Source organism: Enterococcus avium, from assembly GCF_002891025.1.
GTDB classification, from domain to species: Bacteria; Bacillota; Bacilli; order Lactobacillales; family Enterococcaceae; genus Enterococcus_A; species Enterococcus_A avium.
The window spans coordinates 936,849-950,239 of the sequence record NZ_NBSL01000003.1; the positions used below are offsets into that span (position 1 = coordinate 936,849).

The following is a 13,391-nucleotide window of genomic DNA, read 5'->3' on the forward strand; positions in this document are numbered from 1 at the left end:
TTTAATTTATAGTTTGCAATGAGAAATGAGTAATTACCAAATCATCAGGTATCAGTATAAGAATATTTTTTAGCAAAACAAATAGATAAGAACACTGATCTTACAAAAAAATAGTAAGGATCGGTGTTCTTTTTTTTAAAGTTTTGTGGCAATGAGAAAATAAAGTTCATTTACAATAGAAAATTAGATTTTAGAAAATTTACTTTTCATGAGAATAAAGTTCATTTTTCGATCTTTTTGTAAAAAAATTTTTTTTACTTATTACTTAAATTTTTTTAACTTTATTGTTTCAAGTCCACAAATCATTCATAGCATCGCGTTTTTTCTTCCCAGCGATATGAGTATAAACCGTCGTAGCAGACGTCCCCGATTGTCCCAGCTGCTCAGCGACTTGTACCAAGGAATTGGTTTTACTGTAGAGCTGTGTGGCGACAGAGTGACGCAGCTTATGAGGTGAGATTTTGATTTTGAAGGCTTCGGAATATTTTCCCACCATTGCTTCGACTGCACCGCCGGCGATGCGTTTGGCTTTGCCGCGATAACGAGTTAAAAAGAGGGCGGATTCGTTTTCATCTGGTTGATACAGCTGTTGTCTTTGGTTAAGATAATTCGTTAGATATTCGATCGCAATCGAAGAGATGACCACCATATCCCATTTTCCGCCTTTTCGATAGACGCGAGCTTCTCCGGCATTCAAATCAAGATCCTGAACATTCATATTGACCAGTTCAGCCAGCCGCATGCCGGTTCCTAGAAAAAGTCCAATAATGGCGAGATCACGGACTTGGTTTTTCTTAAAGGCTGTAATTGCCTGGCGACTTTCCAACGTTTCGATGTAGCGATGTTCGACAAAATCGAGAAAGTCTAGGGCTTCATCATCTAAGAAAAGCTTCTTCTCAATCGCGGCACCGCGCTCGGCCATGGTCTTATTATCCTTGACATTTGCGACTTTTCCCATCATATTATGTTCAAGATAAGGCTTGCCAGTTTTACGATCGATCGCCTCATTCAAATAGCTGAAGAGGGAGCGCAGGGCGGTTACGCCACGTTGAACGGTGACATTTTGCCGCAAGGGAAGGGCTTGTTCGCTTTCTTCTAAACGTTTCTTAGTCGATTCTTTTAAAATCTTCGGCGCTTTGACCAAGTGGGCTTTGTAGAACTCCAAATCCTCCGGCCATAATGCCGCAAACTCCTCCAGTGTAATTTCTGAGAGTTTCTCGGCCGAAGAAAAGCCTTCTTGGATCAGCCAATTCAAAAAGCGTCGATATTCTTTGGCGTATTCATATAAGGTGATGGAAGAGTATTGATCACCGCTTTTTTTACGAAAATAATTTTGGACGAACCAGGGGAAATATTGGATTTCTTCCTCCATCCGTCGATTGGCTTCTTGTTGATTCATCGCTGCCAACTCCTTTGTAACTAAAAGTATAAGACAGCGCGCAAGTAGTGTCAAACAACAGTTATTTTATAACGTCCAACTGTCATTGAAACAAAATGTTATTATCTTAGACGGTTATTTAATAAATAGAAAATAGTTGTTCATTTTTCGGAAGAAAGTCCATGTTAGAAGGTTTATACTATTGGTAACAAAGGGGGAATCCGAGATGATTACTTCAAAGAAAAAACAAGCAGAGTATTATCACGCTTTAAAAGAGAGAGACCGCAGCTACGATGGCATCTTTTTTGCAGGAATAAAAACGACGGGGATCTTTTGTCATCCAACCTGTCGAGCACGCAAACCGAAAATGGAGAACTGCGAGTTTTATCCAACAGCAGAAGAAGCGCTGCTGGCAGGCTACCGGCCCTGCAAAATTTGTCAGCCCTTGTCATTTCCGCAGGCAATTCCGGAAGAAGTTCAGCTTTTGGTGAATGCAGTGGAAGAGCAGCCGGAAAAACGCTGGAAGGAGGCGGATTTTTCAGCGCTTGGACTGAACTCCGTCACAGCTCGCAGAAAATTCAAAGAGGTCTATAACATGACTTTTGTCCAATATGCTCGGGCCCGCCGGATGGGTTTGGCTTTTAAGGAAATCAGTCAAGGCAGCAAGGTAATCGATCAGCAGCTGGAGTCTGGATATGAATCAGCCAGCGGATTCAATGATGCCTTTACGAAAATTATGGGAAATCCCGCGAAAAAAGTCGCTGCACGTACGTTAAACGCCTCATTTATTTCCACCCCCATCGGTCGAATGCTGTGTCTAACCGATGACGACGCGCTCTATTTATTGGAATTTGAAGATCGGCGTGGACTAGAGCGTGAGATCGAAGCGCTGCGTGACAAATACAACTTTCGGATCATTTATGGTCAAACCGCCATCAATCAGCGTGTGGAGCAACAATTGAACGAATATTTCAAAGGCGAACGCACAGAGTTTGAGTTGCCGCTGTTTCTTGACGGGTCCCCTTTTCAAAAAGAGGTCTGGAATAGTTTGATGACGATTCCAAGTGGCGAAACGGTCAGCTATCAGGAAATTGCGGAGCGTTTAGGAGATAAACGAAAAGTTCGTGCAGTGGGAAGAGCAAACGGCTCGAATAAGATCGCCATCGTCATTCCCTGTCATCGAGTGATCGGACACAACGGAAATCTGACCGGCTATGCGGGCGGATTAGAACGCAAGCAGTATTTGTTGGCATTAGAAATGAAGTATCGCTAAAAAAGAGCCCTGATCGGTTCTTTTTTTAGTTCAAGCGGAAAATTATCGCGGCGAATGCTAGAAAAAGCACAAACAGCACTGCCAGCAAACAATAGATTTTCCGTTTGAGTTGAAGAAATTTCTCCACTTCAGCCGGCTTCATTAAGCTAGTGGTTTTTCGACGAGCAAAAAGATAAAGCAGCAGGCCGCCACCGTTTTGTCCGCCGGTAGCGATCAATGACCAAAATTTTGGATTTTTGATGCCGCGGCTTTTGGCATCTAGCATGATCAACGAAAAGATATAATAAAATAGGCAGCAGGCCCCTACCAAAAGTAAAACCATTAAAAGAATCATGAGCGCTGTTTGGTTCATAATTTGTCCCTCCTAAATTTTTTTTATAATCAGATAAAAAAGCGACAAGCTGTTGGCACCAACCAGAGCGAAAATCAGCCAAAGAAATACTTCATTCATTAATGGATTTGCTAAGAGAAGCAGCATCAGTAGTCCATTCACTAAAAGTAGAACAATAAAAATCTTCAAGAAGTGGTTGACCACGGTATTCTCCTGTAAATGCTTGACCATTTCTCGATCTCCCTTCAATAATTCATCGAGGGAAAGATTGTAAAGCTCTGATAAACGAATAATTCGCTCGATATCAGGGTAGCTTCGACCATTTTCCCAATTCGACATTGTTTGGCGGGTAATTCCTAACTCAGCTGCCACATAATCCTGTGTGAATCCCAATTCTTTTCTACGTATTTTTAACCGTTGTCCGACATCCATTTTTCATCCCTCAATCACCATTTATCTTATCTCTAGCATAAAACAAAAAGCGAATCCTCGCGAGAAAAATCAGGTAAAAAAGCTTTTACGTTCGATAGTTAAGGGATTTCTCTTAAAGATATAGAACTATAAATATCGCAAATGAAATTATATCAAAATCTTTTTATCAAAAACTGTTGACAATTAGCCAGTGAAGCTCTATATTTTAGATAGATACCAATGGTATGTAAGGAGTGAAGCCATGGCGAGAGGAAAAAATCCAGAAGAAACAAGGCGCAAGATTCTAGCTGTTTCGAAACAATTATTTCTTGAAAAGGGTTATGATAATACGTCGATCCAAGATATTGTCAATGGTTTAGATGGCATGACGAAGGGTGCGATTTACCAGCATTTCAAATCAAAGTTTGAGATTTTTGAAACGATTATCGAACCTGCGGAAACACCCGAAGAAAGTTTGCGAAAGCATCCAGGAAATAACGGATTAGAAAAATTGCAAAGCGCAATTCTAGATGCGTTTACTGATTATTCTCGGATGAAGTTAAATTATTCAGCGGCAGTTACCCTGCGCAGTCCGCGTTTTATCGGAGAGCAAATAATCAGCATGTTTAACGAAGTAATTCCCGAAATCAAAAAAATCGTTGAAGAGGGGATCGCGGATGGCTCGATTGAAACAGAGTTTCCTGAAGAGGTCGCGGATGTGTTGATGATGAACCTAAATACGTGGATCGGGTTGCACTTGACTGTTTTTACTGAGGAACAGCTGAAGCGAAAGGTACTATTTACTAAGAAGCTATTCGATGGTGTCGGTATTCCGATCTTCAATGAGGAGATCATGACAGAAGCGAATAAGATGTTTGCCTATTTAAAAAAAGATAGCGAAGAATAAGCTATTTTTTTTTAAAGTTATAGATACCAACGGTAGGTATGTTAATCGATATTAGTTGTTTTTGAGCTTGTCGCACAAGAGTGAAGAAAGAAGGATGGTTATTATGAAAAGAAATAAAAATTTTAATTTGTTAATCGGGAGTCAATTATTCTCCGTTTTAGGAACAACGATTGTTCAATTTGTGATTTCATTGTATGTGCTGGATATTACAAAATCCGCGTTGACCTTTAGCGTGATTGCGTCGTTATCGATCGTAGGGCGATTGATTTGTCTGCCTTTCTGCGGCGTGCTGGCTGATCGCTTGCCGAAAAGAAATTTGATGTTACTGATGGATTGTCTGTACCTTGTTTTATCGATTGGCCTGTTTCTAGTCACACGTTTGGAAAATCCAGTAACGGCGATCGGAATCTTGACAGTGATCATTGGAATGGTCTCGGCTTTTGAAACACCCGTGGTTCAATCAGCGATTCCCATAATTTGTAAGGAAGAGGAGATTCCACGAGCAAACGGGATCATCAGCTCCATCGGTACATTAGGAACGGTTTTAGGCCCGATCCTTGCGGGAATCATTTATCGATTTGACGCCGTTTATCAAATTTTTATGATCACAGCAGCCTTATTTTTAATTGCGATTTTCTGCGAAGTATTGTTAAACATTCCGGTTCAAGCACAAGCTGCAATGAATGGGACGCTTTTCCAGGTGGTTGTCGGTGATTTGAAGGAAGTAGCGAACTATCTGAAGGCGCAAAAAGTCATTGTCAAAGTTGCAGCAGTAGCATTTTTGTTAAACTTTTTTCTCGCTTCCTTTATTCAGGTGATCATTCCGTATGTTTCCCGTATTCAATTAGGTGCGACCGACGCACAATTCGGGTTAATGAATACGATTCTAGCAATCGGCAGTCTTTTGGGAACAGTCGTTTACGGTGTGATCGCGAATCGCTTGAATGAAACCAGTATTACCAAAAATTTGATTCTCGTGGCGATTTTATTTAGTTTATTAGTCATCCCGTTTGGCCTGATTCAGAATTCAACGTTGGCATTTTGGCTGATGACAGTCATCGTGGCCTCAGCAATGGGTGTAGTTACAGTCGTTTCGGTTCAATTGATTGTTTATATCCAGTTAGTTTCTGACAAAGCTTTGCTTGGTCGGATCATGTCATTAGTGATGATCGTGACCACCCTGGCGATTCCTTTAGGCCAGGTGATGTATGGCAGCTTTGCGGCAGCAGCGTCGACAAAAATGCTGCTAGTACTAATCATTGCCACTTCTATTGTGACCATTTTGATTGCTATTTTCTCGATCAGAATTTTTAAGCAGATGCGTGTAAGCAATGAAGTATAGTTTCAAAACATATATTTTATAAAAAGTCCAACCCATTTATTTTATATTTCATAATATTTTTCTTTAGGCCGATAACCGCTGTTATTGGCTTTTCTTGTTATACTAAAAACAAACGTATGAACTTTTAAGGAGGGATTGTAGTGAGTTTCTTTAGCTATAAAGGAAAAAAAATCTTCTACGAAACAATCGGAGAAGGAAAACCACTCGTCTTTTTGCATGGAAATACCTCGTCATCCAAGTTATTTAAACCCATGTTGCCCCTTTATAAAGATTTCCAAGTAATCTTGATCGATTTTTTAGGCTATGGTCAATCTGATCGGCTGGATAAATTTCCTACCGAGCTTTGGAAAGATGAAGCTCGCCAAACGATCGCCTTGTTAGAGCACTTAAATATTAGCGACGCAAATCTAGTGGGAACTAGCGGTGGCGCTTGGGTAGCCATCAATGCAGCATTTTTAAGACCAGATCTGATCGCTACCGTTACTGCTGACAGCTTTCACGGGCGTACGCTTCCTGATGATTTTGATGAAGAATTACTAGCAGAACGCTCTTCAACGATGTCGGACCCTGAAGCATCACAGTTCTACCATTGGTGTATTGGGGAGGATTGGAAGGACGTGGTTGAGCGGGATACAGATTCCATGTGGCGTTTGATCATCTCCAGAAGAGAGCTGTTCTTCGATTCCTTGCAAATTCTGCAGGCGCCGCTGCTGCTAACAGCCGCTAAAAAAGACAAAGCTATTCGTCCAAATATTGAACAAGAATATCAAGCCATTGTTGGCGAAGTCGTCCACGGTCAGTTCAAATTGTTCGACAAGCCCGGTCATCCTGCGATCGAAAGCTGCTGCGAAGAAGTAGCAGAAACCATTAATCAATTCATTTATGAATATAGCTAAAAAGTATCAAAAAAGCGGTCAACTTGCTGGAATAGGACTAGGTTGATCGCTTTTTGATAGTTTAGAAAGGTGGAGAGGAAAAAGGGAGCTTTCAAAAAATGTTACGTTTGATCAAATCAGCGAAAGCACGGCTTTATCAACTCCCAGAATTCATGGTAAAGGATTGACCGCCAAAGCCCAGTTTTATTGGCGGTATCGAATTGGAAACTATCGTCTGATTTCAGATATCAATGAAGAAACGGTGACTATTTTGATTTTAAAAGTGGGTCATAGCGACGATGTTTACCAATTTTAAAAGGAAAAACTTTAATTTCGCATCGACTGTAACCCGCAAAAAAATAAACAAAACGAGTTCAATCTGTTTTTCGATTGAACTCGTTTTGTTTTTATGTCCAAAGATCATCAATCACTGATCGTTTCTCTTTTTTGACGATATGAGTATAGATTTCTGTGGCAGACGTACCGCGTTGGCCTAGTATCTCACTGACGGTTTTCAAATTTTTTGTCTTGCGAAAGGCCATCGTGCCGACACTGTGCCGCAGCTTATGGGGAGTGGTGCGTTTGCCAAAGGCTGTGGAGTATTTGTCGATCATCTTTTCGATTGAGCCGCCTTCCATTCGTTTGGCAACATTTTTATGTTTGGTTAAAAAAAGGGCTGGTACTGAGTCATCGGCATTATAGAGTGTCTTTCGTTGATCAACATATTCTTGAATGTAGTCAATAAAAATCGGGGAGATCATCGCATGATCCAGCGTGTCACCTTTGCGTTGAACCTGAACATACAGACCTTCGTAGTTGAGATCACTGACATTTGTGTTGACTAATTCAGATAGACGAATGCCCGATCCTAGGAATAAGGCGAGAATTGCGGTATCTCTAATACGATTTTTTTCATAAGCTGTTTTGGCTTGACGCGAGGTCAGTTGATTGCCGTAACCAGCATAGACAAATTCCACAAAATCGATCGCGTCCGAGTCCAAGTAGAGCATTTTTTCGATTTTATCTTTGCGTACCGCATCAGAAGCGTCCACACCGCCATTTTCTATATTGACCATAATATTTCGTCTTAACATCGGGCGAATCACATAATCACCCAGCTGCTCGTCAAATTCTTCGATTTCCTCATTCGATAGGTATTTGAAAAGGGAACGAAGAGCAGTGATGCTGCGTTGAACAGTCACTTTAAGGCGATGTGTATTTCTTTCACTCAAAGGAGATTGAGAGATGTCATTCTCAGCTTTTCCTTCAAAGGTTCGTTTCGGTGATTGATTTAAAAAGGACTTATATAAAACGATTTTATCTTTATTCAGTCTTTCAAAATCTTCTAATTGAATCTCTGAAATATCATCCACCTGAATAATTTGTTCAGAAGAAAGCCAGGAGAGGAATCTTCGATATTCTTTAGAGTATTCGTACAAGGTATTCGTTGAACGGGGGATTGCTTCCAAATACAATAAATATTTTTGAATGAAATCCGGTAATTTTTCGAATTCTTTTTCGTAGCGTTCCTGTAGTAATTCACGACTCATTTTATTTTTCAGTCCTTTCTTTTTTTGATAGGAGAGGGGAACTCTCTAACTATATGATAATAGGTATATACCAATTTGTCAACTATTAAATAACATAAATATCACTAAAATAGAAAGGGGAGAACGAATGATGAAATAGTTGAATTACTGAAAAATGGTTCTTTCTATAAAACATAACGATTGTTATAACTGTGTTTAAATAACGATATATTATGATAAGTTGAAAGAGAAGTACATACTAAAAAAGAAAAAATTAAACCGAAATCATTATTCATTCATGCAATTTAATTTATTGGTTATTGGGATGTTATTATCGTTAAAAGCTCGACAATCATTGATCTATCAGCAAACTTTGCATGCAATAGCACTTCAGGAAAAATAGAGATATATTTCTGTCTGAACCATAAATTTGCTGCAAATTGAATTGCTTGAATAAATTAATTGAGTCGCTGAAAACATGGCTTTTTACCATTTCTAACAGTTTAAAAATCATGCTTTCGGGAAAATAGATATTGTTACGAAAACATGATTTCTTGTCCTGCAGCATCTTCAGCAATCGATTAGTTATTAATAACTGAGATGCGTAACATACTAATTGTGTCTTAGACTATTCATTATCGTTTAAAAAGGATTCTGAGGATCAATTGCGGACCATTATCAACCTTTTTATCTCAAAATTGCTCACATTCGACATCTGACGATCATGATCATTTTGCAGACACCAGATCATACAACTCATTTAATCAGCTCGTTTTTGATCATTCACTTGAGTCTTACTTGTAATTCATCGACAATGACATCCAAATAAAATCTTCCTTCAACTTATCAGCATTTACTTCAAATAGAAATCTGAAAAACGATTTTGATAATACATTAAAAAAAATCAGCTAAGTTTGGTTTAACCAGATATCCGGTTTATTGAGCTCTATTTTATTACTTCTTTTATGGTTTGAGAAAAACTAACATTATTCTCAAACTATAAAAACCTATTCTCTTCACAGTCGGAACTTTCAGTACCATAGTCATAGTTAGTATAAAAAATAAACTGGCTAGTACATCATGAGCCAGTTTATCTTTTTTATCAGAATATACCATCAAGAATAAAGTATCTTACACCATAACGAATTATTGTTCGACATTTTTATTTTTTACGAAGAAATAAAAGAACGTTACAGTGTCAAAATGATTCCTACTACAAAATTGTATTTATATTTTTGTAACTATTTTTCTTTTTGTCCCTTTTACTAAGATTGCTTGCTTATTATTTATACAGCAAAGAAGCAAATTATTGGCAAAGTTCTCTTTGATATCTTTAGTAATAGTTTTGAATGGTGGTTCATTATAATGAGGCAAAGAATAAAACTCTACAATACCTAGTCCATTATAAGAGTTTAAGTCGGGTCCTTTATCCGGTGTATCCATTTTTTCGATATAGTGAATAGAATTCGACAAGATGATAGCACCGGCAGATTCTCCAATATAAAGCTTGCCATTTTCTATTTCTTCTTTAATAATCGCATCTGCTCCGGATTTTTTTAGTTCTTGCATTAAGTAGAAACTATTTCCCCCTGTAACATAAATAAAATCATTTTCCTTTATTTTTTGCTCAATAATGATTTGAGGCTCAACAGAAACGTCTACTACATCTACAATTGCCCCCATTTTCTCTAAGGCTTTTCTTCCAGCTGTCACATAAGATTTGATTTTTTCAACATTACTTGCTGTGGGAATAAAAGTAACTCTTTTTCCATATACATCTTTTTCTAGTAGTAATAATTCATCTGAAACCTCACTAAATGACGATGACAAAAACAATTTTTTCATAGATAGACTCCTTTACAACATGATAAACTCATTATATATTCTAATGGTGTCACTTTATGATACCTATGGAGGCAATGTTATGAATAAATCTGAACGAATCCAACGGGAACTTTTTTTCGTGAATAGCCATAAAGCATTTAATCTGACTGATCTAATGCGAGAATTTCAGATTTCTAGAAGTACTGCATTAAGAGATCTAGCAGAATTAGAACAATTAGGAGTGCCATTTTATGTTGAAAATGGAAGATATGGCGGGTATAAAGTTCTCCCCTCCTCATTATTACCTCCAATTTATTTTACGGAAAAAGAAATTTTTAGTGTGTTTTTTTCTCTTCAACTTTTAAACTTGTTATCTGGCTCGCCATTTGGTAGTAATTATTCTACGATTCAGCAAAAATTATTAAATACATTTAGTGTGGAGAAACAAGAAAAAATAGCACAAGCAACTGATTCGGTACAATATGCGGGAATTTATCAAATTGAGCCCACTAAAAATCTTGAAGATTTATTTAGCACTATTTTGAAAAATGAACCCATCAAAATTCTATACACTCGTTATACACGAAAAGTTAAACGAATTTTGCCTATTCGCTTAACTTTAATGGATGGTTATTGGTATTGTATTGCCATAGACATTGAAAAAAAAGAGATGAGAACTTATCGTTGTGATTACATAGAAGATATTGAAATAGAATTGGATTATCCACGCCCTCTCTCTGAAGGAGAAATAGCTAAAATTATAGCCACACAACAAAAGGAATATCGAAACATTCCTTTTAAAGTACGTCTATCTGATAAAGGAAAAGAACATTTCTTAAAAAATAAGTTTCCAAATATGAGACTCACAGTCACAGATAACGATAGCTTTATTCTTGGAGAGTTTAATAATAACGAACTACCCTTTTTGACCAATTATTTTCTTGGTTTTGGCGAGCATGTGGAAATACTTGAACCAAAAATACTAAGACAAGAATATATGATGTTGATCGAAAAACTATTAAGCAGGTACAAAGAATAGACTTTGATACCTGCTTTTAAACCACTTTGATTTTCAGTTACATTAAAATACTTCTTCCAAGCATTATTTTGATTAAGCTTCTAATGCTGTATTCACAGGGAAATAAGGTAAATCTAAATCAATTGCCACTGCTTCAATTGTCAACTTGCCATTATAGGTATTCAAGCCGCGTCGTAATGCCAAATTATCTTTTAGTAAGCTTATCAAATCATTGTTTGCTAATAAATTGACGTATTCCATTGTTGCATTTGACAATGCATAAGTCGCGGTTTGCGGAACGGCACCAGGCATGTTTGCAACAGCATAATGAACTACATTTTCTTTGATATAAGTAGGATTGTCATGGGTTGTTACTTTATTCGTTGTTTCGAAAATCCCACCTTGATCAATCGCTACATCCACAATCACCGAATGAAATGGCATACCTGAAACCATTTCTTTTGAAACTAGCGTAGGTGCTCTATGACCAGGAATCAAAACAGCACCTATAACTAAATCAGCTGTTTTCAATACTTCTTGAATATTGTAGCTATTAGACATTAAGGTTTGGATATTTCCATCAAAAATTAGATCTAATTGCTTCAAACGAGGAACACTTACGTCCATAATCGTTACATTTGCCCCAAGGCCAGCTGCGATTTTCGCAGCATTCATACCAACGACTCCCCCACCAATAACAACAACATTCCCGCGTGCAACACCTGGAACACCTGAAAGTAATACACCGCGTCCGCCGTTAACGCGTTCCAAAAAATTTGCGCCTATTTGTGCGGCCATACGACCAGCAATTTCACTCATCGGTGCAAGTAATGGCAATGAGTTATCGGCTGGCTGAACATTCTCATAAGCAATTGAGTGTACTCCTGCTTTCAATAACGCTTTAGTTAACGGCTTATTTGCGGCTAAATGCAGATAAGTAAATAACAATAAGTCTTTTCGAAAGTAGCGGTATTCTTCAGCCAAGGGCTCCTTAACTTTCAAAACCATTTCTGCAGCCCAAGCACTCATCGCATCTGGTACGATTGTAGCGCCAGCTTCTTCATACTCTTCATCCGTAATAGCAGAACCTAGACCCGCTTTTGTTTCGACCAAAACTTTGTGTCCAAGATTTGTTAAGCCAAATACGCCAGATGGCGGTAAAGCAACTCGATTTTCATTGTTTTTAATTTCTTTTGGAATACCTATTATCATGAATTATCCTCCTTCTTTTTTATACTACAGAAGAACGAGTATTGCTGTACTCTTCATAGATCTTTTCAGCAACAATTTTTTTCAATGTTTGAACAACTAGATTGATTTCTTCATAAGAGGTATATAAAGCAATTGGAGCTAGACGAATCACATTAGGTTCACGAAAATCTGGGACAACACCATTATTTCTCAAGGCAGCCGCAATTCGATAAGCTTCTTCATGTTGCAGACAAACATGCCCGCCACGCACTTTATCATCCGTACTATTTCCATATGAATACCCGTAATCAGCTAACTCTTTATCGATTAAAAACATTAGATAAGCAGTTTTATTCAAAGAATTAGCTCTAATTTTCTTCATTCCTAGCTGATTGAAAATTTGTAAAGAACCTTCCAAACCTGCCATTGAAAAAATTGCCGGTGAACCAATTTGCCAACCACTTGCATCAGGTTGTGGGTCAAATTGATGCTTTAGTTGAAATTGGGTATCGTTACGATTGCCAAACCACCCCGCTAATCCCGGCTTTTTATCAAAATGCTTTTGATTGATATACAAGCCGGCAGTCGACCCGAGTCCTCCGTTTAAATACTTGTACGTGCACCACACAGCAAAATCTGGTTGAATTTCTTTAAAATCAATTTCAATTGCGCCAATCGCGTGACATAAGTCAAAGCCAATAATAATTCCACGTTTATGAGCTTCTTCTGTCAAACGCTTCATATCAATAATCTGTGCACTTCGATATAAAACAGTTGGCAATAAAATCACGGCAACATCATCTGTCATTGCCTCAATTACCGCATCTTCGTCAATAAATTCACCATCAGCACTTCGAATAACCTTAACAGCTTCTTCAATTGAATACCCTTTTATTTCGACCATACTATCAACAGCATAACGATCTGTCGGGAAATTTAAATCATCGACCAAAATTTTATAACGATCTTTCGTAGGATGATAAAAGGTTGCCAATGCTGAATGAATATTAGAAGTTGTACTACCAGTCACGGTGATCTCTTGCGGATTCGCATTAATCAATGGTGCCATTAAAGCAGAGATTTTTTCGCCATAAATATATAAATCATTCCAAGCTTGAACACCTTCTTTTTTCCAGCGCTCAATCATCTTTTCAATACTTGTAACGGCAGCTTTAGAAGCCATACCTAAAGAGTTTCCATCCATATAGATTTCTCCTGGTTGAATAAAAAAATCTTCACGATATTGGTGGAGCTCATCTTTTATATCTAATTCTTTTGCATATGCTAAACCTGTTTGAAACGTTGTATTCAT

Annotated in this window: 13 protein-coding genes; 6 read left to right on the forward strand and 7 right to left on the reverse strand. The window is 38.0% G+C overall.

Features of this window, described 5'->3' with window-relative positions; translation table 11 throughout:
* Positions 1 to 289: 289 nt before the first annotated feature.
* Positions 290 to 1,399 (reverse strand): tyrosine recombinase XerS, encoded by a 1,110-nt coding sequence (gene xerS, locus AUF14_RS20070; RefSeq protein ID WP_016178393.1) that lies wholly within the window; start codon positions 1,397 to 1,399, stop codon positions 290 to 292.
* Between the two features lie 205 nt (positions 1,400 to 1,604).
* Between xerS (AUF14_RS20070) and AUF14_RS20075 the strand changes: the two genes are divergently transcribed.
* The gene (locus AUF14_RS20075; RefSeq protein ID WP_016178392.1) at positions 1,605 to 2,651 is read left to right on the forward strand and encodes a bifunctional transcriptional activator/DNA repair enzyme AdaA; all 1,047 of its coding nucleotides are present in this window, start codon (positions 1,605 to 1,607) and stop codon (positions 2,649 to 2,651) included.
* Between the two features lie 25 nt (positions 2,652 to 2,676).
* On the opposite strand, the gene AUF14_RS20080 is transcribed toward AUF14_RS20075, so the two are convergent.
* Together AUF14_RS20080 and AUF14_RS20085 are read right to left on the reverse strand one after the other, a co-directional pair.
* Entirely contained in the window at positions 2,677 to 3,003 is a 327-nt protein-coding gene (locus tag AUF14_RS20080; RefSeq protein ID WP_016178391.1) for a hypothetical protein, read from the reverse strand.
* Between the two features lie 12 nt (positions 3,004 to 3,015).
* On the reverse strand, positions 3,016 to 3,414 hold the full coding sequence (locus tag AUF14_RS20085) for a helix-turn-helix domain-containing protein (protein WP_016178390.1): 399 nt from the start codon (positions 3,412 to 3,414) through the stop codon (positions 3,016 to 3,018).
* Positions 3,415 to 3,655: 241 nt separating this feature from the next.
* On the opposite strand from AUF14_RS20085, the gene AUF14_RS20090 reads away from it, so the two are divergent.
* The 4 genes from AUF14_RS20090 (at position 3,656) to AUF14_RS20105 (ending at position 6,833) form a co-directional block, all read left to right on the forward strand.
* On the forward strand, positions 3,656 to 4,300 hold the full coding sequence (locus tag AUF14_RS20090) for a TetR/AcrR family transcriptional regulator (RefSeq protein ID WP_016178389.1): 645 nt from the start codon (positions 3,656 to 3,658) through the stop codon (positions 4,298 to 4,300).
* A gap of 103 nt (positions 4,301 to 4,403) precedes the next feature.
* Positions 4,404 to 5,642, forward strand: coding sequence for an MFS transporter (locus tag AUF14_RS20095; protein WP_016178388.1), 1,239 nt, complete (start codon positions 4,404 to 4,406; stop codon positions 5,640 to 5,642).
* Between the two features lie 140 nt (positions 5,643 to 5,782).
* Positions 5,783 to 6,538: an alpha/beta fold hydrolase gene (locus AUF14_RS20100; RefSeq protein WP_070503988.1), complete on the forward strand. Its 756-nt coding sequence runs from the start codon at positions 5,783 to 5,785 to the stop codon at positions 6,536 to 6,538.
* Between the two features lie 115 nt (positions 6,539 to 6,653).
* Positions 6,654 to 6,833, forward strand: coding sequence for a type II toxin-antitoxin system RelE family toxin (locus AUF14_RS20105; protein ID WP_081638465.1), 180 nt, complete (start codon positions 6,654 to 6,656; stop codon positions 6,831 to 6,833).
* A 91-nt stretch (positions 6,834 to 6,924) separates the two neighbouring features.
* Here AUF14_RS20105 and xerS (AUF14_RS20110) read toward each other — a convergent pair whose 3' ends face one another.
* Together xerS (AUF14_RS20110) and AUF14_RS20115 are read right to left on the reverse strand one after the other, a co-directional pair.
* A complete protein-coding gene (gene xerS / locus AUF14_RS20110) occupies positions 6,925 to 8,067 on the reverse strand; it encodes a tyrosine recombinase XerS (protein ID WP_016178386.1) in 1,143 nt (380 codons plus the stop codon).
* 1,206 nt (positions 8,068 to 9,273) lie between these two features.
* Positions 9,274 to 9,891 carry a Type 1 glutamine amidotransferase-like domain-containing protein gene (locus AUF14_RS20115; RefSeq protein ID WP_102866573.1) on the reverse strand — a complete coding sequence of 206 codons (618 nt, stop codon included), beginning with the start codon at positions 9,889 to 9,891 and terminating at the stop codon, positions 9,274 to 9,276.
* Positions 9,892 to 9,970: 79 nt separating this feature from the next.
* Here AUF14_RS20115 and AUF14_RS20120 point away from each other — a divergent pair, with 79 nt between their 5' ends.
* Positions 9,971 to 10,909: a helix-turn-helix transcriptional regulator gene (locus AUF14_RS20120; protein ID WP_102866574.1), complete on the forward strand. Its 939-nt coding sequence runs from the start codon at positions 9,971 to 9,973 to the stop codon at positions 10,907 to 10,909.
* Between the two features lie 72 nt (positions 10,910 to 10,981).
* Here the strand turns inward: AUF14_RS20120 and ald are convergent, their stop codons facing one another.
* Positions 10,982 to 12,100 (reverse strand): alanine dehydrogenase, encoded by a 1,119-nt coding sequence (gene ald / locus AUF14_RS20125; protein WP_048719250.1) that lies wholly within the window; start codon positions 12,098 to 12,100, stop codon positions 10,982 to 10,984.
* 19 nt (positions 12,101 to 12,119) lie between these two features.
* Entirely contained in the window at positions 12,120 to 13,391 is a 1,272-nt protein-coding gene (gene kynU, locus AUF14_RS20130; protein WP_102866575.1) for a kynureninase, read from the reverse strand.